18 protein-coding genes are annotated in these 26215 nt (G+C 65.9%); 11 read left to right on the top strand and 7 right to left on the bottom strand.

The window, feature by feature from the left end; all coding sequences use genetic code 11:
• Nucleotides 1-2: 2 nt before the first annotated feature.
• Nucleotides 3-755 carry a class I SAM-dependent methyltransferase gene (locus U1839_RS02340; RefSeq protein WP_332802061.1) on the bottom strand — a complete coding sequence of 251 codons (753 nt, stop codon included), beginning with the start codon at nucleotides 753-755 and terminating at the stop codon, nucleotides 3-5.
• 65 nt (nucleotides 756-820) lie between these two features.
• On the bottom strand, nucleotides 821-1348 hold the full coding sequence (locus U1839_RS02335; RefSeq protein ID WP_332802060.1) for a hypothetical protein: 528 nt from the start codon (nucleotides 1346-1348) through the stop codon (nucleotides 821-823).
• A gap of 164 nt (nucleotides 1349-1512) precedes the next feature.
• Here U1839_RS02335 and U1839_RS02330 point away from each other — a divergent pair, with 164 nt between their 5' ends.
• The 4 genes from U1839_RS02330 to U1839_RS02315 all read left to right on the top strand — a co-directional run bounded on the left by U1839_RS02330 (nucleotide 1513) and on the right by U1839_RS02315 (nucleotide 6378).
• Nucleotides 1513-1680 (top strand): hypothetical protein, encoded by a 168-nt coding sequence (locus tag U1839_RS02330; protein WP_281128451.1) that lies wholly within the window; start codon nucleotides 1513-1515, stop codon nucleotides 1678-1680.
• Between the two features lie 120 nt (nucleotides 1681-1800).
• The gene (locus tag U1839_RS02325; protein ID WP_332802059.1) at nucleotides 1801-2094 is read left to right on the top strand and encodes a hypothetical protein; all 294 of its coding nucleotides are present in this window, start codon (nucleotides 1801-1803) and stop codon (nucleotides 2092-2094) included.
• A 210-nt stretch (nucleotides 2095-2304) separates the two neighbouring features.
• Complete coding sequence (locus tag U1839_RS02320) at nucleotides 2305-5283, top strand: bifunctional diguanylate cyclase/phosphodiesterase (RefSeq protein WP_332802058.1); 2979 nt, start codon at nucleotides 2305-2307, stop codon at nucleotides 5281-5283.
• 144 nt (nucleotides 5284-5427) lie between these two features.
• Complete coding sequence (locus tag U1839_RS02315; RefSeq protein WP_332802057.1) at nucleotides 5428-6378, top strand: response regulator; 951 nt, start codon at nucleotides 5428-5430, stop codon at nucleotides 6376-6378.
• A 25-nt stretch (nucleotides 6379-6403) separates the two neighbouring features.
• On the opposite strand, the gene U1839_RS02310 is transcribed toward U1839_RS02315, so the two are convergent.
• The 3 genes from U1839_RS02310 to U1839_RS02300 are packed head-to-tail and all read right to left on the bottom strand — an operon-like array spanning nucleotide 6404 to nucleotide 11912.
• Nucleotides 6404-9622 (bottom strand): PAS domain S-box protein, encoded by a 3219-nt coding sequence (locus U1839_RS02310; protein WP_332802056.1) that lies wholly within the window; start codon nucleotides 9620-9622, stop codon nucleotides 6404-6406.
• An 8-nt stretch (nucleotides 9623-9630) separates the two neighbouring features.
• Nucleotides 9631-10041, bottom strand: a complete 411-nt coding sequence (locus tag U1839_RS02305) for a response regulator transcription factor (RefSeq protein WP_332802055.1) — start codon at nucleotides 10039-10041, stop codon at nucleotides 9631-9633.
• A complete protein-coding gene (locus U1839_RS02300; RefSeq protein ID WP_332802054.1) occupies nucleotides 10023-11912 on the bottom strand; it encodes a putative bifunctional diguanylate cyclase/phosphodiesterase in 1890 nt (629 codons plus the stop codon). The genes U1839_RS02305 and U1839_RS02300 overlap by 19 nt, the downstream gene beginning before the upstream one ends.
• A 726-nt stretch (nucleotides 11913-12638) precedes the next feature.
• Here U1839_RS02300 and U1839_RS02295 point away from each other — a divergent pair.
• The 6 genes from U1839_RS02295 to U1839_RS02270 all read left to right on the top strand — a co-directional run bounded on the left by U1839_RS02295 (nucleotide 12639) and on the right by U1839_RS02270 (nucleotide 23705).
• The gene (locus U1839_RS02295) at nucleotides 12639-15098 is read left to right on the top strand and encodes a TonB-dependent receptor domain-containing protein (RefSeq protein WP_332802053.1); all 2460 of its coding nucleotides are present in this window, start codon (nucleotides 12639-12641) and stop codon (nucleotides 15096-15098) included.
• A gap of 259 nt (nucleotides 15099-15357) precedes the next feature.
• A complete protein-coding gene (locus tag U1839_RS02290; RefSeq protein ID WP_332802052.1) occupies nucleotides 15358-16407 on the top strand; it encodes a TonB-dependent receptor plug domain-containing protein in 1050 nt (349 codons plus the stop codon).
• Between the two features lie 15 nt (nucleotides 16408-16422).
• Complete coding sequence (locus tag U1839_RS02285) at nucleotides 16423-17856, top strand: TonB-dependent receptor domain-containing protein (RefSeq protein ID WP_332802090.1); 1434 nt, start codon at nucleotides 16423-16425, stop codon at nucleotides 17854-17856.
• 334 nt (nucleotides 17857-18190) lie between these two features.
• Nucleotides 18191-20641 carry a TonB-dependent receptor domain-containing protein gene (locus U1839_RS02280; protein ID WP_332802051.1) on the top strand — a complete coding sequence of 817 codons (2451 nt, stop codon included), beginning with the start codon at nucleotides 18191-18193 and terminating at the stop codon, nucleotides 20639-20641.
• 70 nt (nucleotides 20642-20711) lie between these two features.
• Nucleotides 20712-22568, top strand: coding sequence for a methyl-accepting chemotaxis protein (locus tag U1839_RS02275; protein WP_332802050.1), 1857 nt, complete (start codon nucleotides 20712-20714; stop codon nucleotides 22566-22568).
• Between the two features lie 93 nt (nucleotides 22569-22661).
• Complete coding sequence (locus U1839_RS02270) at nucleotides 22662-23705, top strand: DUF2332 domain-containing protein (RefSeq protein ID WP_332802049.1); 1044 nt, start codon at nucleotides 22662-22664, stop codon at nucleotides 23703-23705.
• Nucleotides 23706-23712: 7 nt separating this feature from the next.
• Here U1839_RS02270 and U1839_RS02265 read toward each other — a convergent pair whose 3' ends face one another.
• Entirely contained in the window at nucleotides 23713-24375 is a 663-nt protein-coding gene (locus U1839_RS02265; RefSeq protein WP_332802048.1) for a class I SAM-dependent methyltransferase, read from the bottom strand.
• A 120-nt stretch (nucleotides 24376-24495) separates the two neighbouring features.
• Here U1839_RS02265 and U1839_RS02260 point away from each other — a divergent pair, with 120 nt between their 5' ends.
• Complete coding sequence (locus U1839_RS02260) at nucleotides 24496-25260, top strand: energy transducer TonB (protein WP_332802047.1); 765 nt, start codon at nucleotides 24496-24498, stop codon at nucleotides 25258-25260.
• Here the strand turns inward: U1839_RS02260 and U1839_RS02255 are convergent.
• Entirely contained in the window at nucleotides 25206-26093 is an 888-nt protein-coding gene (locus U1839_RS02255) for a hypothetical protein (RefSeq protein WP_332802046.1), read from the bottom strand. The genes U1839_RS02260 and U1839_RS02255 overlap by 55 nt on opposite strands.
• Between the last annotated feature and the right edge of the window lie 122 nt (nucleotides 26094-26215).

Here is a 26215-nt window from a genome sequence, read left to right as displayed (position 1 = left end):
CGTCAGGGCTTGCGGAAGCGGTACACCACCTGATCGGTATGCCCGCGGATCGCCGGATCGAACACCAGCTTGCTGTGGTCGTCGCCGCTATTGCGCAGCACCGCGAGTTCGCCGTCAAAGCGGAAGCCCGCCGCGACGAGCTCGTCCTTGATGATTTCGGGGTCGATCCGGTGGAGCTTGTCGGCGGCCGCCAGGCCCGATCCCGCCGCCGCGACATGATCGACGACCAGCAGCGTGCCGCCATGCTTCAACGCCTTGAACAGCGCGGCATTGGCCTTGCTCGCGGTGTCGGCCGGGAATCCGCCCAGATGCATGTCATGATAATTCTGCACCGTGATCGCGACGTCGAGCGACCCCGGCAGCTTGACCGAGCCCAGCCCGCCATTGAGCGCCGTAACGTTGGTATAGGCGCCGGCGACCTTCTTCTGGTCCTCGCCATAGGCCGCCTTGAACTTGATGAACTCGTCGGGCGTATAGGCCCAGACATGGCCCTTGGGCCCGACCGCCTTGGCGAGGATACGGGTGAAATATCCCCCGCCCATGATGAAATCGAGCGCGCGGTCGCCCGGCTTAACGCCGGCAAAGGCGAGCAGTTCGGCCGGGTGGCGCGCCGCGTCGCGGCTGCTGTCCTCGCTCGGCCGCCCCGGATCGGCGAGCGCGGCGGCGAGCGCCTTGCCGCTGTCCTGTCGCGCCGCGACGGCGCTCCCCGCCAGCACGAGCCCCAGGGCGAATCCCGTCACGATGCGCTTCATCATCTTCCCTCCTGCGATTTGCGGCGAGAATAGTCCCCGCGCGGGGTAGCGGCAATGGCTCGCTTGTCTCAGGCCGAGGGGCAGGCGCCGGGCCGCACATCGGGCTTGTAGCGGCCGACATACCAGTGGCTGGTCGCGCCCATCGTGGTGGCGTCATGATAACATGCCTCGCCCTTGCCGGTGTCGCGGTCGAGCAGGAACGTCCATTGCCGGCCGTCACAATCCTGCGCCGCGCACGCCCAGATCGCGACGCTGTTGCCGCGCTCGAAGATCGGCCGCGGCGGGCCGCTGCCCTCGCGAAATTCATGGCGCACCTTCTCGTCCTTGACCGCGGCGACCAGCGCGGTCGCGACATCGGTGCGATCGTAGAACATCACGCCGTCGACCGCGTCGCGCGGCAGCCGGCCAATATAGGCGTCGAGCGGCGTGAGCGACGCCTGTCCCGGCAACGCCTTCACCGCAACCGGCGCCGGCGGCACGAACCCGTGCGCATTGCCCTCCGCCGCCGCCTTGTCACCCTCATGGCCGCAGGCGGAAAGCGACGCCGATAACGTCACGAAAAGGAGCGCGCGGCGCGCCCATGGGTGGTTCGGCATTGTTTCGCTCCCGGCCTGTTTCCACGCCAACGCGCCGGCATGACGAACGGGTCCATCTTGCGGTGCGCCCGAAGGCAATCCGCTTTACGTAGAATTCCCAAGGTAGAATTCCCCGCTTTCTGCCCCGCGCCGCTCGGGCCACTAAGCCTCCGAGGGAGCATGACATGCAGCGCGTCAAGGACGGACTTTCGAACAGCACGCTTCGCCACGGCGAGCCTGTGACATCGAGCCAGTCGCTCGGCATTCTCGCCACGCTGCCGATCGCATTGGCCTTGTGGTTAATGATTCTCGTTACCGCCTTCGAGCTCATCAAATGGGTCAGGCTTTCCTGACCGACCGGGGCGCGCGTCGACCGCGCGCCGCATCGCTGCTGGACGAATCGCGGCACGGGTCCGATACCTGCACTCATCCGTTGGGAAGTCCGGCGCGATCGGGTGGCCAGGAGTTTCACGATGAACAGATGGCCCTTTGCCGAATGGTTCGGCGCAGGCGTCGATGCCTGGGCGCTCGGCACCGAGGCCTCGACCGTGATGGCGCTGCGCACCGCGCGGATCGCCATGGGCGGGTCGGCTGCGCTCGACGAATTCCAGCTGATGTTTACCGAGAAGATGGCGGCGTCGCTCGAGCTGCACGCAGCGGCGATGTCCGGCAGGCTCGGCGCCGCCCCCGCGCGCGCGACGCGCAAGGCGATCGGCTTTTATCGCGGCAAGGTACGCGCCAACCGGCGGCGGCTGGCACAGAAATAGCACGGACGGCGCGCGGGACCGTTTACAAATAGCCCGCTGACGACCGCCCGGCCGATGCACGCGGCATGGCTCCCGCCATCGCGCCATCTCGCTCCCGCGCATCGCTGACGCGGCAAATGGCTTCGCCCGCGACCCGCCACCGCCCTCATCGCCTACAATGGGGATAGGAAATGTGGTGGTCGCCCGTCGTGGCACCGTGAGGATTGCCGAATGCCTTCGCTGAAAGCGCCATTGCCGCGATCGGCGGACATCGCAGCGCTGCACGCGCGCCTGCTCGCCGAGATCGTGCCCCTCTCGGGCGGCGCGAGCGATGCAGCGTTTCTGCCGGCCTCGGCATCGACCTTGCTCGAGGCGCTCCCCGTTGCCGTCTATGCCACCGACGCCGCCGGCGGGATCACCTTCTGCAACGCGGCGGCGACGACATTATGGGGCCGCAGCCCCGCGCTGGGCGAAACCTCGTGGTGCGGCGCGTGGAAGCGTTTCCACCCCGACGGAACCGAAGCCGAGCCCGAAACGAGCGCGCTAGCGCTTGCGCTGCGCACCAGCGCGGCGATGGCCGCCAGCGAGACGATCTTCGAGCGCCCCGACGGCACCCGCACGCCGGTCGCATCCCACCCGATGCTGTTCCGCGACGCCACCGGGCAGGTGACCGGCGCACTCTGCCTGCTGCTCGATCTCACCGCGATCCGGCGCGTCGAGAGCAAGCTACACGAAACCGAGGAAGATCACCGCGACGCGCTCGAACTCAGTCCGCGGATGGACTGGACCGCCGACCCGCGCGGCCGCATGCTGAATTCCAGCGCGCGCTGGTTCGTCTTGACCGGCCAGACCCGGCGCGAGGCACTGGGTCATGGCTGGAAGAAGGTCGTCAACGCGCATGACGTGCGCGCGATCAACGCGGCGATGCTGAAATCGGCAGTGGAGGGTATTGGCTTCGACGTGCGCTTCCGCGTGCGCATCACCAGCGGAGGAGAGCATTGGTTCCGCGCGCGGGGTCGCATTCGCCGCGATCAGGCGGGCAAGATCCTGCGCTGGAACGGCTCGTTCGAGGACATCAACGAAACGGTGCTGGCCGAGCGGGCAAGGCATGATGCCGAGGAACGCTACCGGCTCGTCGCGCACGCGGCCGCCGATGTGGTGTGGGATTTCGACGTGCCGAACGACGTGGTGATGTGGAGCGACGCGCTGGAGCAGCGCTTCGCGCTCACCCTGCAAGGTGCGCAGAGTCCGCGATCATGGTGGCTCGAACGAATCCACCCCGACGATCGCGCGCGCGTCGTCGCGTCCGTCGCCGTATCGATCCGGGGCTCCGGAACGCACCACACCGCAGAATACCGCTTTCGGCGCGGCGACGGATCCTATGCGCATGTCGCCGATCGCGCCTCGTTGATCCGCAACGAAGAAGGCCGGGTCGTGCGTGCGATCGGCGCGATGGTCGATGTCAGCGAGCGCAAGCGATCCGAGGAAATGCTGCGATTGAGCGAGCAACGCTTTCGGCTCGCCGCGACCGCCGCCGGGCTCGGCATTGCCGATATCGACCTGGTCGATCAGCGCGGCCATTGGTCCGCCGAGTTGCGATGCATCCTGGGCGTGGCGGCCGATGCCCCCGGTTCGTTCGAGCTCTTTGCCTCGCTCATCCATCCCGATGATCGGGCGTCGGCGGATCCGCAGCGCAGCCTCGCCGCGATCGACGGCGCGGATGACCGGCTGGTGAAGAAGTTTCGCATCATCCGGCCGAACGACGCCGGCGTGCGCTGGCTGATCAGCGAGCGCCACACGATGCGGAACGACGCGGGCGCCGTCGTCCGCCTCATCATCACCTACAGAGACATCACCGCCGAGAAGACTGCGCAGGACCGGATTGCCTGGGCGGCGAGTCACGACGCCCTGACCGGGCTCGCCAATCGTCTGCAATATAATGCCGATCTCGAGGTCGCACTGGAACGGGCGCGCATCGACAAGACCGCCGTCAGCCTGTTGCTGATCGACCTCGACAATTTCAAGCAGATCAACAATCGGCTCGGCCACCCGGCCGGTGACGAGACGCTGGTCGGCTTCGCCCGGCGGATGGTGGAAGCGATGCCCCCCGCCGCGCGCTTCGCGCGAATCGGCGGCGACGAATTCGCCGCGATCCTCCCCGGGCATGACGCGACGACGGCGCTTGCCGTTGCGACCGACCTCCTGCGCCGTCTCGACCCGCCCTTGCCGATTACCACCACCAATGTCGATCTGCGCGCGAGCATTGGCATCGCCACCTTTCCCGCCAACGGTGCGACCGCCGCGACGCTTGTCCAGAGCGCCGATCTCGCGCTCTATTCGGCCAAGGACGCCGGTCGCGGCGTCGCTCATGTCTTCAAACGTTCGCTGCGCGCGCACCGCGAAAGCGAAATCGCGATGCTCAACCACGCCAGGACGGCAATCGACAATCACTGGCTGCAGCCGCTCTATCAGCCCAAGATCGCGCTGGCTTCGGGGCATATCGCCGGGTTCGAGGCGTTGCTGCGGTGGCGCGACGCACGCGCCGGGCTGCACGCGCCGGCCTCGATCGCCCATGCCTTCGACGATACCGAGCTCGCCGGGCATCTCGGCGACGCGATTTCCGAACTGATCTTCACCGACATGCGCGACTGGCTCCAGCGCGGCGTCGCCTTCGGCAAGATCGCCCTCAACGCCTCCCCGGCCGAGTTTCGTCGCCCCGATTATGCCGGAAGGTTGCTCGCCCGCCTTGCCCGCTTCGGCGTCCCGCCGGCGATGGTCGAACTCGAAATCACCGAGACCGCCTTGCTCGACGAGAGCGCTGGCACCGTGCTCTTCGCGCTGGATCAGGTGCGCGCGGCCGGCATTACCGTCGCACTCGACGATTTCGGTACCGGCTTTTCGTCGCTCTCCCATCTGCGGCATTTCGCGGTCGATACGATCAAGATCGACCGGTCGTTCGTCGCCGGCATCGGCCGCAATGCCAGCGACCAGGCGATCGTCGAGGCCGTTTTCCGGCTCGGCGACGCGCTGGGCATGACCACCGTCGCCGAGGGTATCGAAACCCGCGCGCAGGCCGATTTCGTGCGCCTGCACGGCTGCACCTTCGCGCAAGGCTATCTCTTCGCTCCGGCGCTGGCGGCCGCGCGCATACCGGGCCTGTTGCTGAAAGGGATCGAGGGCCCGGCGCGCGACATGTGGCGCCAGTGCTGATCGCCAGCGATGCGCGAACGGGCCTTGCTACACCAGCTTGCCGTCGCCGCCGGCATGGAGGAATCCCTTACGTAAAACCCCGGCATTCGTGATGTCGGTGGAGGCACGTAGGCGGCAAGCACAGCACATTATGGTTAACATTTCGTGTGGCAGCGGGACCGGTGGCTCGACGCGCCGGGGGGAGTTCTTGCGATGACGGCCGTATATATCCTCGATGACGACCATTCGATCCTGACATCGCTCGAAGTGCTCGTCGGACATTTGTTCGATGTCGAGATCACGGTCTTTTCCCGGGTCGAAGATCTGTATGCGCAGATCGACGGCCTCGCCCCTGGGCTGCTGCTGGTCGACCACCAGATGCCGGAATGCACCGGGGTCGAGGTCATCCGCACGCTGGTGCACCGCGCCGGAACCCGCCTGAGCATGATCCTGATGTCGGGCTGCGTCGATGCCGCGCTGATCGACGTGGCGAAGGCGGCGGGCGCATCGGCGGTTATCGAGAAACCCTGTTCTGCGGACGCCCTGCGGCAGGTCATCGAACGCTCGCCTCCGCAGCTGCGATCGCGATCGGCGCGCACACGGCTCCAGGCACCGCCGACGTCGCCGGAGACGACGAGATCGGGTGGCGATTACCCCACTGCGCGCCGCGAAACGGACCCGGCATCCGCACTGATCTATCTGGCGGACGATGACGACATCTTTGCCGAAGGGGCATGTTCGGCGCTGATCGACCTCGGTCACGGCGCGGACTGGGTATCGAACGGCGTCGAAGCGCTGGCGGCGATCCGGCGCAGGCGTCCCGATGTCCTGATCCTCGATTGCGACATGCCGAAGCTTTCCGGCATGATGCTGCTGCGGCTGCTCCGCATGTCGCCCGAATGGGCCACGTTGCCGATCATCATGCTCACCGCGCACACGCACGAGCGTGATCGGGAACGCGCGCTATTCGCCGGCGCGAACGCGTATCTGTCCAAGCCGCTCGATTCGGTCGCACTGGGTGAGCAGATCGTCGCGATGCTGCAAGCATCGTCCGGCTCCGCTGACCGCGGTGCGGCGCGAAGCAGCGAAGCGGGCGGAAGCGCCCGGCACCACTGATCCGAGCGCCGGAGCGGGCGCGCGCTCAGGCGGCGCGCCGGATCGCGGCCACTGCTTCGGCGATGTTCGCCGCGCGCTCTTCCACAGGCCATATCTCGAGCCCACGCTCCATATCGCCCGCGCGCTCGCCCAGCGCCGCGTCTCCGAAATAGGCCGCCGTCCCGGCGAGCTTGTGGAGCATCGCAGCGACCTCTCCAAGCTCGCTGTCGGTGAACCGGCCGTCGCGCAGCAAGGCGTCGAGCGCTGCCAACACATCCGCCTTGCGCCCGCGATAGCGATCCTGAAGCGAGCGGCCTTGGACCGGCGGTGCCTGTGCGATCGCCATGGTCGGGACTTCTTCGGCCCGGCACCATTGCCGCAGCGCCGCGTCCAGCGCGTCGATGCCGATCGGCTTGGAAAGATGCGCCTGCATGCCCGCCTCCAGGCAGGCGGCAATATCCTCCGCATAGGCATTGGCGGTCAGCGCGACGATCGGCAATTCGTGCGGCGCTAACCCGGCACGCCTGATCGCCCGCGCAGCCTCGACGCCGCCCATGACCGGCATTTGCATGTCCATCAGCACGAGCGCGTACGGTTTCCCCGCCACGTGCGCGGCTTGCACAAGATCGATAGCCTCCTGGCCATTCTCGGCGATCTCGGCCGTGAGTCCGATTTGGTGGAGCATGTCGACCATCAATGCCTGGTTGATGTCGTGATCCTCGACCAACAGGATTCGGCCGACGCGCTCGGTGCCCCGTGCCGCCATGGGCTGGGCGGCGGAGATGGCCGTGGTTGCACGCGCCGACACCGCCGGAGCCATGATGCGGACCGTGAAGCGCGCGCCGCTGCCGAGTACGCTATCAAGCGTGATGTCGCCGCCCATCATGTGCGCCAGCTTGTTGCTGATCGCGAGGCCCAAACCGGAACCGCCATAACGCCGCGCCGTGTTGATGTCGGCCTGGACGAACTCGTCGAAGATGGCGGGCTGGCGGTCGGGGCTGATCCCGGGTCCGGTATCCTCGACCGTAATCGCAATCACGCCCGGCCGCTCGGGGTCGCAGCATGCGCGCAGCGTAACGCTGCCCCTGTCGGTAAACTTCAGGGCATTGCCGAGCAGGTTGAGGATGATCTGCCGGAGGCGCAGCCCGTCCACCATCACATGCTCGGGCACGTCGTCGTCGATCGCGCAACGCAGTGCGAGCTTCTTCTGGATCGCCATCGGGTTCATCAGCTTGATGCAGCTCTTCAGCAGGTGGCCGGGGTCCACGACCTCGGGATGCACGCGCACATGTCCGGCTTCGATCTTGGAGAGATCGAGAATGTCGTTGAGCAGCCGCATCATCGCCGTGCCGGACTCGGCGATCAGACGTGCGTGTCGCTTCTGCTCGTCGTTCAAGTCGCTGCGCAGCAGCAATTCGGTGAAGCCGACCACCGCGTTCATCGGCGTGCGGATCTCATGGCTCATATTGGCGAGGAAGCTCGATTTGGCGCGCACCGCCTCCATCGACCGTTCGCACGCTGCTTCCAGCGCGAATTCGAGACTCTTGAGTTCGGTGATGTCGATGACGACGCCGATATAGCCGGTGATGAGCCCGTTGTCGTCGATATCGGGGGCGCTGGCGCATTCCACCCATGAGGTCGCGCCGTCGGGCCGGACGAGGCGATATTGCCCACGATACGTTGCGCCACGGTGGTACGCCTCGGCGCGCTCGGTCAGCACGGTTTCGCGGTCGTCGGCATGAAGCGCGCGATACCAGCCGAGGTCGATCGCGTCCGCGAGCTCAAGTCCGCTCAGCCTGGTCCAGGCGGGGTTCACATAGGTGCACCGCCCCTTGACGTCGGTACGGAAGATTCCCGCCGGAGAGAGGTTGGCAAGCGTCTGGAACCGACGGCGATTCTCGGCCAGCGCGGCGACGGTGGCCTGTTGCTCGGTAACGTCGCGGATATTGCCGATCGTTCCGATCAGCGCCCCGTCGGGTGCACGCAGGGCGTGAATGCTGACTTCGACCTGGCGCGGCACGCCATCCCTGGCGATCATGCGCAGCAACACCAGCCCCGCGTCGGCGTCGCCTGCCATCATGCCGGCGGCCAGCCCGGCCGCCGATGCCCTGTCGCGCGGATCCAGCAACGCGGTCATCGTCGTGCCGAGACTTTCGTCGGTCGTATAGCCGGTCAGCATTTCCCACGCCGGATTGAGGAATTCCCAGCGCCCCCGACCGTCCGCGCGAAAGATCACCTCGCGCATGTTTTCGAGCATCGACTGGTGCAGCTCGCGATGTTCGCGCAACTGCGCATGGACGCGCGCATTCCCTTCCATGGCGCCGGCCACGAGCATTCCCAGCCCGAGTTCCACCGCCAGAACGACCTGCCCCACCACCAGCTTGCCGAACATCGCACCCTCGACGAACCTGATCGGGCCCGATCCATTGATCGTCGCAACCCAGAGAACAACGACGATCTCTGCGGCCACCACCAGCACGCCGAGCATTCCCAGACGAAAGGCGTGAACGAGTACCGCCGGCGCGAGCAGGAAGAGCATCGGGTAGGAGGTTTGATGGAAGATGAGAAACGCCAGCACGCCGCAACTCGCCTGGACGAGGAACCACTCGATCACGCGCGTGTGATCGGGCAAGACGCGCTTCTGCCAGGCGTCATTCGCGATGAGGATCGCCGGCGTCGCGATCACCATTCCCAGCGCGTGGGGCAGCGCCCATTTGACCCAGGTCACGCCAAACAACGCGCCGGGCACGCCCGAAAACGCGGCAACCAGCAACCCGATGGCAGCGGGCGCGATGAGGCCGGCGGCCACCCAGAAGGCGCCGAGATCGTCGAGGTCCGAAACGTCGAAGCGCGCGCCGCGCAAGCGGCGAATCAGGTGCAGCGCGATATAGGTTTCGACGCTGTTGGCGATGCCCAGTCCGACGGCGCCCGGCATGCTTTCGCCGACGAGCAGACTGGTCGTGGTGGCGGCGCAAAAGCCGGCGAACTGGAGCAGGTAATTCGCGCGCCCGGGATGCCGCAGCAGCACGGCAAGCAGTACCGCATTCGGGAGCCAGATCGCCGAGTTGCCGCCCGCCCCCTCGGACAGCGCGACACCGGCCCAGCCGACACCCACCAGCGCGGCGATCGTCGCAAGGATGGCAGGCACGCCGACAGCGCGCCGCGCGATGGCTGCCGGCGGCGGCATGCATCCGCGTGCATCCCGCTCATGGCCCGATACCGCCGTCATGCGCACCCGGCGGACCGCCGCGACGAAGCCGCGCATCGGCCTTGTCAGCCGCACGTCTGTACCTGCGGCGACGTGCTCGCAGCGCGGCGCTTCCTGTCCAGCAGCGCGTCGACCCGGCATGCGACCAACTCGGCAGCGAACGGCTTCCCGATATAGTCGTCCGCCCCCGCCGACAGCGCGATCCCCATGTCCGTGCTCCCCGTTCTGCCCGTCAGCATGATGACCGGCAGGTCGAAGAATCTCATCGAGTTCCGCAGCTCCTTCAGCACGAGAAGGCCGGAATATTCCGGCATGTTGCAGTCGAGGATCACGAGGTCCGGGTTCCTGGTCCAGACCGCCGCCAACATGTCCTTGCCATTGGTGACGGCGCCGGCGCGATGGCCCGACGTCCGCAGCGCATCCTGGACGAGGTCCCGAACGATCTCATCGTCGTCCGCTATGAAAATGAGGGCCATCGCTCATCCCCTTCGCACTTGTCCGATGCATCGATCACCAGCGGCCGCACCCGCTTGATATTGCGGGCGATCGGGCGTGAGATATGCCGTTTCGCCGCTGGCCTGGATCGGCCCGCCGTCGCGGACAGCTTCGCACGATCGCCGAACCAGACGTCGAATTCCGTCGCGCCAAGCGGACGGGAATAGAGATACCCCTGGCCCTCATGACAACCGTCGCGGCTCAGCTCGGCGGCGACGCTGGCGGTCTCGATGCCCTCGGCGACGACGCGGTAACCAAGCTCGCGGGCGAGCAGGATCATCGACCGGACCAGCGTCCCGGCAGCGGCGTCGCCATTGGCCATGTCCCGCACGAAGCTGCGATCGATCTTGACGACATTCGCCGGCATCTTCTGGAGATAGGCGAGGCTCGAATATCCCGTGCCGAAATCGTCGATCGCAATCGACATCCCTGCGGCGCTCAGCGCCGCGAGCTGCGTCAGCGCCCGCGCCGCGTTGCCCATCACCGCGCTTTCCGTCAGCTCCAGCTCGAGGCTGCCGATACGCAGCGCGCGCGCGTGGACCAGGCCGCGCAGGCGATCCGCGAAACCCGGATCCTCTAGGTTGGCCGCCGACACATTGACCGACAACAACAGCCCCAGGCCAGCCTCTTCCCAGGCGGAAAGCTGGGCGAGCGCCGCCTTGATCACCCAATCGGTGGTTGCATGGATCATCGGCGACTGTTCGACGATCGGAATGAATTCCGCCGGCGATACATCCCCCAGGAGCGGGTGGCGCCAGCGCAGCAGCGCTTCGGCGCCGACGCATCGGCCGGTGCCGAGGTCCATGCGCGGCTGATATTCCAGGCGGAACTGATCGCCCTGTTCGAGCGCCTCGCCGAAATCATTGAGCAGCATGAAACTGCGCGCGACCGCTGCTTCGCTTGCCGCCGAATAGATGCCGACCGCCGGGAGATGCGCCCGCGCGTCCTGCGCGGCGCAATAGCCGCGCCGCAGCACGTCGGCCGGACTCGTCTCGCCAGCCAGAAAGCCGGTGACACCGATCGCCGCTGACATCGTGAAACGGCTGAATGAGCGGCGGTGCAGCTCGGGTAGTGCCGTCTCGATAAACGCCGCATAGGCGGCGGTGCCGACGTTCGCCGGCGCCAGGAAGGCAAATTGTGTGGTCGCGACATGATATAGCGGCCGCCCCGTCGCCAGCGCAGCGCCGACGGTTCGCGCGGCATCGCGGACCAGCGCGTCGATGAAGTCGGGGCCCATCACGCGGACGCCCTGGTCGATCTGGTCGCACCGGGCGAGGTCGATCAGCACCGCCACCTGATGTGCGCCGCGCTGCTCGTCCTCAAGCGCCTTCAGCGCCCGGATGAACTCGGCACGGTTCGGTAATCCGCTCAACGGATCGATCCGTCCGGCGCCATGCTGCTGCTCGATCTGCGTCATCATCCGCTCGGCGAGCTTGCCGAGCGCCACCATGTCAGCGGCAACCGCCGTTCGCGGTTCCCGGCCCAGCACGCAAACTGCGCCCAGCGCATAGCCGTGCGAGACCAACGGGACACCGGCGTAGAATCGGAAACCGGCGCGCGCCAACGCACCCCGCGCAAACCTGTCGTCCGCCGAAAGATCCTCGACGACGAGCGCGCCCGATGTCTCGGCCACCAGCGCCGACGGCGCGTCGGCACGCGGGCTACACGACAGCTCGATGCCGACGCGCGCCTTGTAATATTGCCGGTCGCGACCGGTAAACGAGATCGCGGCGAACGGCAGATCGAACAGCCGCGCGGCCTCGATCGCAAGATTGCGACAGGCGGCACCTATCGGTTTTTCCAGCACGTCGAGCTGATGCAACGCTGCCAGGCGGGCGTCCTCCGAGCACATTGCTCTCTTATCCTGACTCATGGCCCTGGGTACGCAGGGAATGACGACACTATAGAGGGTTCGGACTGGCTGCGGCGGATGCCCGGCATCGTTCTATGCGGCAGCGGCACCGCCACTTACCAAAAGTTAGTCATCTTATGCTGGGGATAGAGCGTTGATAGCGCGTAACCTGCACCCAATAGTTTAGATCCGCGATCCGGATTTTCACCGCGCCTTGATCGCGCGCGGGGCGAACGTCACGAGGGTCGGCCGGGACCATGCCGGCCGCAGATCGATGGCGAATTTTCGCGGCGCGCGCCCGCCCCGCGGCTGACCCGTCCCTTGCCTGCCGACGACCTTTCGTCGGCCGCCGTCACCAGGAGGCCATGCCTGGGACGCGCTTCCATCGATGGCGATCGGGCGCGTCGCGCGCGGAGCCGCCCGAAAAGGGGGCGCAGGCGGAGCGGCGTCGCGTGCTCGCATCGGCCACCGCCCTTGGACGCACGGCAGAATATCCACAGCCCTTGTCGTGCCACTTGCATAACTCGCCCGCTAAAATTCGTTTCGTACCAATAGTATCGGCAACAGTGAGAATAAAATTCTGCGGCGTGCCACGGCGTCGGTGAACGCCTTTCTATAATTCTACCACCGGATCCAACAGGGTCGCTCTCACCGAACGGGGTACTTTTCGTGAAAAAATACTGTCTGCTGCTGACCGCTGCGCCACTGGCTCTCGCGACGCCTGCCATGGCCCAGTTGGCGCCGAACACCCCGACCGCGGCAACCGCGAGCAGCACCGGGCAGAAGCCCGCGCCGAAGGCCGCCGCCGCAGCCCCCACCGAGGAGCTCTTCTCGACCGGCGTCGCCAAGGGTCGCGATCGTCTCGACAGCGCCACCTCGACCAGCGCGATGAAGGAAAGCGAGATCGAGAAGATCGGCGCGCGTTCGCTCGGCGACATCCTTCGCAACATTCCCGGCATCCGCACCGAGTCCTCGACCGGCGACGGCAACTCCAACTACACCATTCGCGGCCTGCCGCTCGCCGCCGGCGGCTCCAAGTTCATGCAGATCGAGGAAGACGGCCTGCCCGTGCTCGAGTTCGGCGATTTCTTCAACGTCTCGTCGGACATCTTCATCCGCGCCGACTTCAACCTGTCGGCGGTCGAGGCCATTCGCGGCGGCTCGGCCTCGACCTTCGCATCGAATTCGCCCGGCGGCGTGATCAACCTCATTTCCAGGACCGGTGACGTCGAGGGCGGCGCGATCCAGCTGACCGGCGGCCTCGATTACGACATCAAGCGCCTCGATTTCGATTATGGCGCCAGGATCAGCGACTCGCTGCGCTTCCATTTCGGCGGCTTCTACCGCACCGGCGAGGGTCCGCGTCACGTCGGTTTCAATGCCTATCAGGGCGGCCAGCTCAAGTTCAACGTCACCAAGCAGTTCGACGCCGGTTATATCCGCCTCTCGGGCAAATATCTCGACGATCGCTCGCCGCAGTACATGTCGGGTCCGATCGCGATCGGCGGTACCAATGATGCCCCGGTGTACAGCAATGTCGCCAATTTCGACATCAAGAAGGACTCCATCCTGTCGCCCTACATCCCGAGCGTCGTCACGCTCGATGGCAATAATCAGCCGATCCACACCCCGGTCAGCGACGGCATGCACGCCGTGGTAAAATCGATCGGCCTCGAGGCGCAGTTCGACGTCGCCGGCTGGAGCGTCACCGAGCGCGCCCGTTTCTCGAAGATTTCGGGCAGCGTGACCCGCGATCTGTTCACGATCCTGTACAAGGGCAATGCGCTGCCTGCGTCGCTCGGCGCCGGCACGGGAACGCTGAGCTATGCCACTGGCCCCCATGCCGGCCAGGTCATCACGAGCCCCAACACGATCAACGGCAACGGCCTGATCGGCGTCAACTATCTGATGCGGGTCAATGCCAATTCGCTCGACAACTTCACCAACGACGTGCGCCTGAATCGCGCCTTCAAGGTCGGCAAGGGCGAACTGACCGTCACCGGTGGCGTCTACAAGGCACTGCAGAAGATCAACAACGACTGGCTCTACACCAGCATCGCCCAGGATGTGGTCGGCGACGGCAATTCGGCGCTGATCAACTACACCAACAGCGCCGGCGTGCCGCAGTCGCAGGACGGCGTTCTGAGCTACTCGCTTACAGCGACAGGCGTCGGGACGTACCGGCGGACCTACGACGCCCAGTATGACGTCACCGCCCCCTATGGCTCGGTCAATTATCGCCTCGGCAAGGTCGCGCTCGGCGGCAGCATCCGCTACGATATCGGCAAGGTGCGCGGCCTCCTTTATGGGTCCGAGCTGGGCGGCGGCCGCAACGGCGTCACCTCCTACGATTTCAACGGCGACGGCAAGATCTCGGTCCCCGAAGCGAAGACCGCGTTCATCCCGATTACCGCGCCGGCACCGGTGCACTACGACTATCACTATCTGAGCTACTCGGTCGGCGTGAACTTTCGCGTTGCCGAGCCGCTGGCGGTCTTCGCGCGCTACAGCCGCGGCGCCCGTGCCAATGCCGACAAGATCCTCTTCGCGACTTCGGTCAGCACGACCGACGGCAGCATGGCGGATCCGTCGAACGGCTATGACATCGTCACCCAGACCGAGGGCGGCGTGAAATTCCGCAAGGCCGGCTTCACCTTCAATGCCACGGCGTTCCTTGCCAACACGCAGGATACCAACCTGCAGGCCGGCACGGGCACGCAGACGCATCGCAACTACCGTGCCTATGGCGCCGAGTTCGAAGCCGGCTTCCACCACGGCCCGTTCAACCTCACCGGTGGCCTGACCTATACCCATGCCGAGATCGTCAACGACACGCTCAACGCGGCGGTCGCCGGTCAGGTGCCGCGGCACCAGCCGAAGTTCATCTTCGAGGCGACGCCGCAATATGAAACGCGGACCTTCACCGTCGGCGCCAATGTCTTCGGCAACACCAGCAGCTATTCGCAGGACACCAACCTGCTGAAAATGCCGGGCTACACGATCGTCAATCCGTTCGTGCAGTTCCGTCCGGCCGACCATGTGCAGTTGATGGTCAACGCCAACAACGTGTTCAACACGCTGGCGCTGTTCGAGGTCACCCAGGCGGCGGTCCCCGCCACCGGCAACGGCCAGGCACGTGTCGCCAACGGCCGCACCGTCACCGCCTCGCTGCGCTACGACTTCTGAACCCAACCGCACTACCGGGGCGCCACGGGCCCCGGTAGTGCGGGTCGGTCAGCCGCCGCTCCAATGCGAATCTCTCAAAATTTCTCTTAATCAGAATAGTATCTAATATAACACTACCGTGATATGGTCTGTTTCAGCTCATAACATAATCATAAAAATCAAAAAAACTCGGACTAATTTAGGTTATAAAGTCAGATTAGCTCTCGCATCACTCTATAGTGAATCCAAAGGATTTAACGTATAGGAAGCGAGACATCATATGAAGAAGTATCTTCTCCTTATTACCGTCGCGCAGCTTGCGCTCGCCGCGCCCGCCATAGCCCAGCAAGGGTCACACTCCCTTGCCGCGCAGCCTCCCGCAACGGCGGCGCCGAAAACCGTCCCGGCAGCCCCGGCCGAGGAACTCTTCTCGACCGGCGTCGCCAAGGGCCGCGACCGCCTCGACAGCGCCACCTCGACCAGTGCCCTGCGGCAAAGTGAGATCGAGAAGCTCGGCGCACGTTCGCTCGCCGACATCCTGCGCAACATCCCCGGCATCCGCACCGAGTCATCGACCGGCGACGCCAATTCCAATTACACCATCCGTGGACTGCCACTCGCGTCAGGCGGCTCCAAATTCATGCAGATCGAGGAAGACGGCCTGCCGGTTCTCGAGTTCGGCGATTTCTTCAACGTCGCGTCCGACATCTTCATCCGTGCCGATTTCAACCTGTCGGCAGTCGAGGCCATTCGCGGCGGCTCGGCCTCGACCTTCGCCTCCAACTCGCCCGGCGGCGTCATCAACCTGATCTCCAGGACCGGCGACGTCGAGGGCGGGGCGATCCAGCTGACCACCGGGCTCGATTACGACACCAAGCGCCTCGACTTCGATTATGGCGGCAAGATCAGCGATTCGCTGCGCTTCCACTTCGGCGGCTTCTACCGCAGCGGCGAGGGCCAGCGCCATGTCGGCTTCAACGCCTATCAGGGCGGCCAGCTGAAGTTCAACGTCACGAAAGAGTTCGCGGGTGGTTACCTTCGCCTTTCCGGCAAATATCTCGACGATCGCACGCCGCAATATTTGCCGGGGCCGATCCAGATCACCGGCAGCGACGCCAACCCGCATTATGCGAGCTTCGCGAATTTCGACGCGAAGAAGGACTCAGTGCAGTCTCGCAACATCGCCAGCTTCCCCACTCTCGACGGCAACAATCAACCGATCAGGGTTTCCATGAGCGACGGCCTGCGCGGGGTGGTCAAGGCGATCGGGCTTGAATCGCAGTTCGAGGTCGCCGGCTGGAGCGTCACCGAACGGGCCCGCTATTCGTAGGTCTCGGGCAACACCATCCGCGATCTCGTCGCTAACATCTATCCCGGCAATGCCCTTCCGGCTTCGCTCGGCGCGGGCACCGGGACGCTGACCTATGCCAACGGCCCGAACGCGGGCCAGGTCATTACGGCCGCCAGCAACATCAACGGCAATGGCCTGATCGGCGCCACCTCGCTGTCCAAGATCGATATCCATTCGCTCGACAACTTTACCAACGACGTCCGGGCCACCCGCGTGTTCAAGCTTGGCCGGGGTGACCTGACCGTCACCGGCGGCGCCTATAAGTCGCTGCAGAATCTGCATACCGACTGGCTCTATTCGAACATCACCCAGGATCTGCTCGGTGGCGGCAATGCGTCGCTCATCAACTACACCAACGCGGCCGGCGTGGCGCAGAGCCAGGACGGCTTTCTGGGGTTCACGCGTTCGGGCTCGACGGGCTTCTTCCGGCGGACCTACGACCTCCAATATGACGTGACGGCCCCTTACGGGTCGGCCAACTTCCACATCGGCAAAATCGCCATCGGTGGCAGTGTCCGCTATGATATCGGCAAGGTACGCGGCCAGGTGTACGGGGTCGATCTGGGCGGCGGGCGCAGCGGCACCGTGTCCTATGATTTCAACGGCGACGGCAAGATCTCGGTGCCCGAAACCAAGACCGCCTTCATTCCGATAACCGCCCCGGGGCAGGTTCACTACGACTATCACTATCTGAGCTATTCGGCCGGGGTAAACTTCCGCGTTTCGGAGCCACTCGCGCTGTTCGCGCGCTACAGCCGGGGTGCCAGGGCGAACGCGGACAAGATCCTCTTCTCATCCAAGATCAACAACAACGACGGCAGCTTGCCGGATTCGGGCGATGGCTATGACATCGTGACCCAGACCGAAGGCGGGGTGAAGTTTCGCAAGTCGGGGTTCACGTTCAATCTGACGGCGTTCCTTGCCAATACCGAGGATACCAATGTCCAGGCCGGGGCGGTGACCACGGACCGCAACTACCGCGCTTATGGCGTGGAGGTGGAGGCCGGTTATCAGCATGGTCCGTTCGCCATCGCCGCCGGCTTGACCTACACCCATGCCGAGATCGTCAACGACCGGTTGAATGCCGCGGTCGCCGGCATGGTGCCGCGCCACCAACCGAAGTTGATCTTCGAGGTGACGCCGCAATATGTCACCCGCACCTTCTCGGTCGGCGCCAATGTGGTCGGCAACACCGCCAGCTACGCGCAGGATATCAACCTGCTCAAAATGCCCGGCTATACCCTGGTCAATCCGTTCGTGCAGTTCCGCCCGGTCGACCGGGTCCAGCTCATGTTGAACGCCAACAACGTGTTCAACACGCTCGGCCTGATCGAGATCACCCAGACCACGGTGCCCGCAAACGGCGTCGGCTGGGGCCGTGCCGCCAATGGCCGCACCGTCACTGCCTCGCTGCGCTACGACTTCTGAACCCAGCCGGGCTGTTTGGGCGCCGTTACGCCCAAGCAGCCCGGGCCGCCGTGTCACACTAACAATCAACGATTTTTCAACGGTCCGACACAAGGATCGCCAGTATATTTTCGTATAAACCCCGATCCCCGATGCAACACTTTCTTAAATTTTTGCGCGTGCCTGCCATTGTTTTTGACCAATAATTTTATGGCACGAGCACGACGTCGGCCGGAATAATCATCTATATTTGAACCTGCACATCCCTCCGTGTCCTATATTGAGTGAGACAGCCATCGTGAAAAAGCACCTTCTCCTTCTCACTGTCGCGCCTTTCGCGCTGGCCGCCCCCGCCATGGCCCAGGTGGCGCCAGCGACGCCCGTCCAGGCGACCCCGGCCGTAGCTCCTTCCGCCGAGAAGGAACCCACCGAGGAGGTCTTCTCGACTGGTGTGGCCAAGGGCCGCGATCGTCTCGACAGCGCGACCTCGACGAGCGTTCTCAAGGACGACGACATTCAGCAGTTCGGTGCCCGCTCACTCGGTGAAGTGCTGCGCAACATCCCCGGCATTCGCGCCGAAAGCGAGGGTGGCGAAGGCAATGCGAGCTATTCGATCCGCGGTCTGCCGCTCGCCTCGAGCGGCTCCAAGTTCATGCAGTTGCAGGAAGACGGCCTGCCGGTGATCGAGTTCGGCGATATCCAGCTCTTTGCATCCGACCTCTTCCTGCGCGCCGACCTTACCCTCGGTCAGGTCGAGGCCATTCGCGGCGGATCGGCCTCGACCTTCGCGTCGAATTCGCCCGGCGGCGTGATCAACCTGATCTCCAAGACCGGCGACGTCGAGGGCGGCGCCGTTCAGGCGACGTTGGGCGTCAACTATGGCGAGCATCGCCTCGATTTCGACTATGGCCACAAGCTGTCGGAAAACCTGCGCTTCAACATCGGCGGCTTCTATCGCCAGGGCGAAGGCCCCCGTCACCTCGGCTACGACGCCTACAAGGGCGGCCAGGTGAAGTTCAACATCACCAGGCAGTTCGCCGATGGCTATGTGCGCCTCTACGCCAAGTATCTCAACGACCGCACGCCTTCCTACCAGCCCGTTCCGATAATGGTAACGGGTACCAACGCCAATCCCACATACGGAAACGTCACCGGCCTGAACTTCCGCACCGACTCTCTGATGTCGCGCAACATCACCGACATCGTGACGCTGGACGGCAGCAACAAGCCGACGCACGACGATGCGCGCGACGGGATGCACCCGATCGTCAAGTCGATCGGCCTGGAGTCGCAGTTCGACCTCGGCGGCTGGTCGTTCAGCGAGAAGTTCCGCTTCGCCAGCATCTCCGGACACGTCACGGAGAGCCTTTCGCTGGCCGTCGCGCCGGCAGCGGCGCTCGCTTATGCCTATGGCGGACCGGGCGCGACGTTGAGCTATGCGACGGGCCCGCTCGCGGGTCAGGCAATCAATCCCGCGACGGTAAACGGCAACGGCTTGCTCTCGACGTCGCTGTTCCTCGACACGAAGCTCAACAGCCTCGACAACATCACCAACGACCTGCGCACGAGCCGCGTGTGGAACATTGGCGGTGGCGCACTGACGACAACGCTGGGCTTCTATAAATCCTCGCAGGCATATGACTCTGACTGGTCGTTCGTCACCGTCCTGGCCGACGTGCGCGGCGGCGGCAATGCGGCGCTGGTCAATGTCACGAGTGCCGCCGGCGTTCCGACGACGCAGGAGGGCTACACAGCCTTCGGCCTGGCAGGCGGTGCCTATCATCGCAAGTATGACGTCAAGTACAATGTCAACGCGCCCTATGGTTCGCTCAACTACCACATCGGCAAACTGGCGATCGGCGGTAGCGTCCGCTACGATATGGGCAGCGTGAAGGGCGCGCTATATGGGGCCGAACTGGGCGGCGGCCGCGTCGGCCTTATCGCCTATGACATCAATGGCGACGGCAAGATTTCCATTCCTGAGACCCAGACCGCGGTGCTGCCGTTGGCCAGCCCAGGGCCTGTCGACTATAAATATCACTATCTCAGCTATTCGGCAGGCGTCAATTTCCGTGTGTCCGAGCCGCTGGCGGTGTTCGCCCGCTATAGCCGCGGTGGCCGCGCGGCCGCCGATCGGATCCTGTTCACGCCTGCCATCAGCTCGGCCAACGGCAATCTGATCGATCCGGGCGACGGCTTCGACATCGTCAAGCAGACCGAGCTCGGCCTGAAGTTCCGCAAGTCGGGTGTGACGGTCAACGTGACGGGCTTCTCGGCGACCAGCGGCGACCGCAATCTGCAGGTCAACAGCAAGGCCGACGGTACGGTACAGGTCGAGCACATCATCCGCAGCTACAGCGCCCGCGGTGTCGAGGTCGAGGGTGCGGTTCGCCGGGGCGTGTTCAGTCTCTCGGCCGGCGGGACATATACCAGCGCGAAGATCGCCAGCGACCTGAGCAATCCTGCGGTCGTCGGCAACCGTCCGCGTCACCAGGCGAGCTTCATCTTCGAAGCGACCCCGCAGATCGAGGTCAAATACGGCACCGTCGGCGTCAACGTCATCGGCACCACGAGCAGCTTCGCGCAGGATACCAACCAGCTCAAGCTGCCCGGCTACACCCTGGTCAACGCGTTCCTCCAGGTCCGCCCGGTCGAGCGGGTGCAGCTGATGCTGAACGTCAACAACCTGTTCGACACGGTCGCGATTGCCGAGACCTCGCAGGGAACCATCCCGGCCAACGGCATCGTCCTCGGGCGCGCCATGACCGGCAGGACCATCTCGACCTCGCTTCGTCTCTCCTTCTGAGACACCGGGCAACCGGGACGTCCCGGTTGCCCGGACCATCCCATCGGACTCCCCATTGAAAGTTGTGACGATGTTGAAATCCCTGAAGATCCCGAGGAAGCTGGCGCTCTCCTTCCTGACCATCTGCATCTCGGCCGCGGTCATGATGCTGGTCTTCTTCACGACCGTCACGATGATCAAGAGTTCGACCGCCGGCAACAATCTCAGCCAGACGATCCACGCCAACGCATTGACGCTGGAAACCGCGCTGCTGCGCCAGAACAGCCAGTTTCGCGGTTTCCTGGTCACCGCCGACCCGACCTATCTCAAATCCTATGGCGAGGCGCGCGACGAATATGACAGCACCTCGGCGTCGCTCGAGAAACTGCTGACCGACCCGGCGCAGCGCGCCGCCGTCGTCAAGTCGCGCGAGGCCACGCTGGCGTGGCGCGAGAAATGGGGCGACCGCCTGATCAAGCAGGTCCAGGCCGGCCAGCGCGAGGCCGCGCAGGCCGAAGTGCGGGCCGCCGGCAAGGCCGTGCTGACCAGCGCCGCCGTGCTCCCGCTGCGCGACGTGCGCGACGCGCAGGAAGAGCTCGTCAAGAAAAATTCGGCGCTTCAGGAAACCGCGATCAGCACTGCGATGATGGCGCTGCTGATCGGCGGGATCGCACTGATCGGCATCGCGATCACCCTCGCCGTGGTGCTGAGCCAGCTGATCGCCCAGCCGATCTCGCGACTCACCGCGACCATGGCCAGCCTCGCCGCGGGCAGAAACGACATCACCGTTCCCGATCTCGACCGCACCGACGAACTGGGCGACATGGCACGCGCGGTGCTGGTGTTCCGCGACTCCGCGATCGCCAAGCAGGCCGCCGACGAGACCGCGGCCCGCGCCGAGGCCGAACAGAAGATGGTCGTCGACACGGTGTCGGCACATCTGTCGGAATTGGCCGACGGTAATCTCACTGCCGAGATCGACCGCGACTTCCCCGGCCAATATGGCGCCGTCAAGACCAACTTCAACGCCGCCGTCATCGCACTGCGCGAGCTGATTTCCTCGGTGATGGAATCGACCGTCGCGATCGGCACCGGCTCGGGCGAGATTGCCCAGGCGTCGGAGGATCTGGCGCGCCGTACCGAGGCCAATGCCGCCAATCTCGAGGAAACCTCGGCCGCGGTGCTGCAGATGGACGGCCGCCTCAAGGCGACCGCCGAGGCCGCCAACAGCACCGCCGTCCGCGCCAACGGCACCATGGCGACCGTCACCGACGGCCGCGCCACGGCCGACGAAGCGGTGCGCGCGATGAGCCGTGTCGCCGACAGCGCCAAGGGGATCGACAGCGTGATCGAAGGCCTCGACAAGATCGCCTTCCAGACCCGCGTGCTGGCGATGAACGCCGCCGTCGAGGCCGGCCGTGCCGGCGAGGCGGGCCGCGGCTTCGCGGTCGTCGCCGATCTCGTCTCGGCCCTGGCGATGCGCGCCGAAGAGGAAGCCGGCCGCGCCCGCGACCAGCTCAGCGCGACGCAGACCGACATCGTCACTGCCGTCGGCGCGGTGCAGAAGGTCGATGTCGCGCTGGCCGACATCATGAGCGGCGTCGGCGAGGTCAACACGCTGCTCGGCAACATCGCCACCGACAACCAGACGCAATCGACCGCGATCAGCCAGATCAGCGCCGCAATCAGCACGATGGATCATGCCACCCAGCAGAATGCGGCGATGGTCGAGGAGACCTCCGCCGCCGCCCGCAATCTCGCCAGCGAGGTCAATGGCCTGTCCGACAAGGCCGGTCAGTTCAACGTCGGCAATGCCGGGGCATCGGCTGGCGGCGGCCGGCGCAAGCCATCGTCGCGCTTCTCCGGGCCGACCAGGCAGTTGCCCGCCGCCGCGGTGTCCGCGCTGGTACGCCAGAGCTCCGCCAGCGACGACTGGCAGGCCTTCTAGCCAGCCTGCCCGCGCGACGCCGGGTCGCGCGCACATGCGACGTTATCGTGCCGACTATGGCCGCCAATCGAGGCAGGGGAACCTTGCATGAATATGGTCTCGCCCATCCTGAACCGCGGCGAGCTTTCGCGTCAGGCGCGGGTCGCCCAAGGTCTCGGGTCGCCGTTCGTCGCGGCGGTGCTCGAGGCCGGGCAACGCCAGCTCCACCGCGCGCCGCACACTGCCGCGCTGATCGAGCAATGGCCACGCGACCCGTCCAGCTCGGCGCTGGCGATGCGTTTCAATGCCGCGCTCCACGCGCTCGCCCGGCAGGGCACGCTGCCAGCGCTGCGCGCGCTCTATCTTCGCCAACATGACGACTATGATGGCGCGATCGGCGCGGCACTGGCGGCGCAGGACGGCTTCGTCGCGGCGTTCATGCGCGGCACGCCGCAAACCAACGAGGTCGGCCGCGCCGCCGCGATCGCCGCCGCGCTGATGGTCGCGCGGGCCGATTTCGGCCTGCCGTTCGAACTGCTCGAGCTCGGCTCGAGTTGCGGGCTCAACCTCAACCTCGCGCGCTACGGCTACACCCTTGGCGGCGTCGCGGCGGGTGCGACGGATTCGCCGGTGCAGATCGCGCCGCAATGGCTCGGCCCCCCGCCGATCCTCGCCCCGATCGCGGTGGTCGGGGCACGCGGCAGCGACCTCAACCCGCTCTATGCCGACGACGCGGCGACGCGCGACCGACTGCTCGCCTTTGTCTGGGCCGACCAGCCCAGGCGCGCGGCGCGGCTCGAACAGGCGCTGGCGCTGGCGCGGCGCTATCCGCCACACATCGACCAGGCCGACGCGGTCGCCTGGCTCGGCGATCGCCTTGCGGCGCCGCAACAGGCCGGGCTGTGCCGGGTGATCTTCCACTCGATGGTGCTGCAATATCTGACCGACGACGAACGCCAGGTTGTCGAGGAGACCATCGCGCACGCCGGCACGCGCGCCACGCGCGAGCGCCCGCTGGCGCGGATCAGCTTCGAATGGACGCCGCCGCGCGACGAGGTGCAGCTGTGGCTGACCCTCTGGCCGACCGGCGAGAAGCGCATGCTCGCGACCTGCCATGCCTATGGCGACTGGATCGACTGGCGCGGCTGGCGCGGCTGACACGGCGCTACGGCAGCGCGGCGTCATCGAAGGCGAACACCGCGCTGGGCCTGGTGACCTCACTGTCGGTCTCCGCCACGTCGTAGCTGGCAAGCATCCGCAGCCGCGCTGCCGGCAGCGAGGCGCGCCACGGATCGCCGATCAGCACGTCGATTCCGACCGCGCGGCAGCGTTCGAGGAATGCCGTCACGCGCTCGGCCAGCGCCTGATCGTAGAACAGGTCGCCGACCAGCACGACATCGACCGGCGGCGGCGGGCCGGGCGTCAGGTCCGCATCCGCGACGACGACCGCCGCATCGTTGTGCGCGATGTTGAGGCGCAGCGCGGCAATGGCGTAACGATCGATCTCGGCGGCGATCACCGACGCGGCCCCGGCCCTCGCCGCGGCGATCGCCACCAGCCCCGAGCCCGCGCCGAGATCGAGCACGCGCCGCCCGGCGACGAGCGCCGGCCGGTCGAGCACATGACGCGCCAGCGCGAGCCCGCCGGCCCAGTAATAGGCCCAGTAAGGCGTGCCGAAACCGGCTTCGTCTTCGGCCGCCAGCGACGCCAGCCGCGTCGTCGGGATCGCCTTGTGCAGGCGGATCTCGGGGATGGCGGGCACCGGCAGGACCGGCAGCCTCGCCCGGATGAACGCGGTGGGATCGGCAGGCGGCACGGTGGTGATCATAGGACCGCCGCCGCGATATCGGCAAGGCGTGCGGGGTAACGGAACAGGTATCATCAAGCGCGGGTTCATCCGCCGTGGTGCAGGCGCGCCATCGCGAAAGGGAGCGCGGCGACAATAGGCATGACCCATGATGGCTACCGCGCAGGACAAGGACGCTGGACGGGCGGGCGAATCGCCAGCGCGGCCGGCGCCGCGGTCGTGCAGGCGCTGCTCGCCTGGGTGCTGATCGCCGGGCTGGCGGTCGGCATGCCGAAGCAGATCGCCGACGAGCTCAAGCTGTTCGCGGTCACGCCGCCCCCGCCCCCGCCGCGCACCGCGCCCGAGAAGCCCAGGGCGACCTCGCACAAGCAGAAGGGCAAGGCCTCCCCCGCCAACCTGCGCGCCAAGCCGACCGAGATCGTCGCGCCTAAACCCGTCGTTCCCCTGCCCCCGCCGCCGCTCGCCGCCGCGCCCAAGGCCGGACCGGGCACGGCGCCCTCGGCCGGTGCCGCCCCGGTACCGGGCCCCGGCACGGGCGCCGGCGGCGAGGGCAATGGCAATGGCGCCGGGGGTGACGGCGATGGTGATGGCGGCACGCCGCTGGTGCTGATCAAGGGCCGCATCAAGGACTCGGACTATCCCAAAGACCTGCTGCGCGACGGCGTCAGCGGGACGGTCTATCTGCGCTTCATCGTCGGGGTGACGGGCCGCGTGACCTCGTGCACCGTGACCAAGACCAGCGGCAGCGCCGAGCTCGACAACACCACCTGCCGGCTGATCATGGAGCGCTTCCGCTACCGCCCGACACGCGACCGCTACGGCCGCCCGGTGCCCGACGAGGTGATCGGCTATCACCGCTGGGACCTGTGGCGCCGCACCCCCGACGAGACGCCCGACGACCCGTGAGGGACTTGCATATCCGACGGCGCGCCACGGATCGGTCGGTCCCATTCGAACAATCGCCCGTCGAGCGGCACGCCGTCCGCGAGTTCGAACACGGCATGATAGACATATTGCGCGCCGGCCAGCCACTCATAGTCCAGCGTCACGATACCCTTTCCCGGCCCCGATCCCGCAACCCAGCATTGGCCGCCGCCGGCATCGGGCGGACTCGAATAGCTGATGCAATGCGTCTCGACCTTGCCGATCCGGGTGCCACGGTCGCTGTCGCCGAGCCGGCGCTTGCGTATCACGAAGCGCTGCATCGCCGGCCAGGCATTGCCAATGCCGATGTCGCCCCGTCCCGCGTGACGATTTTCGGCGAACTGACGTGTCTCGCCGCGCCAACCGGTCTCGCTCTCCACAAAGCGGGTAAAACCCGCCCCGCCGATCATCACGCGCTCGACGGTAAAGGTCGCACCGATCAATGCGTGGCAGGTGGCATCGTAACCATTGAGCAGGTTGGTTTTCAGAAGGAGCAGCCCCTCGCCACCCGCCTCGAAATACCAGTATTCCTGCCCCTTCACCTCGGTGACGGGAAAGCGACCGGTGCGGCGGTGGCATTCTTCCGCCGCCGCCGGACCATCGACGCCGGGTGCCGTTTCCAGATCGCCGCTCGCGCCATGAGCATAGGTGCCGCGTCGCGCGGCGGGCGCCTGATACGCCCAGCGCTTGGCCGCTGGCGCATAAGTGGCGTCATCGGGCATCGTCCAGCCATCGGGCAACCCGCGCAGCGGATCGGCGAACGCCGGCGCGGTAACGCCGAAGACAGCGCCGAACCCAACAGCCCAAAGCCGCATCAAACAACGCGCGATGCGCCCGGGAAGCAGTGCCTGACGCAACTTCCGCCGTTCGTGCTGAGCTTGTCGAAGCACCGTTCTTCTGGTCCCCGGCATCGAGAAGAACGGCCCTTCGACAGGCT

It is taken from the genome of Parasphingomonas halimpatiens (genome assembly GCF_036663795.1).
Taxonomy (GTDB): domain Bacteria; phylum Pseudomonadota; class Alphaproteobacteria; order Sphingomonadales; family Sphingomonadaceae; genus Sphingomonas.
This window is presented reverse-complemented; position numbering and strand designations above follow the sequence as displayed.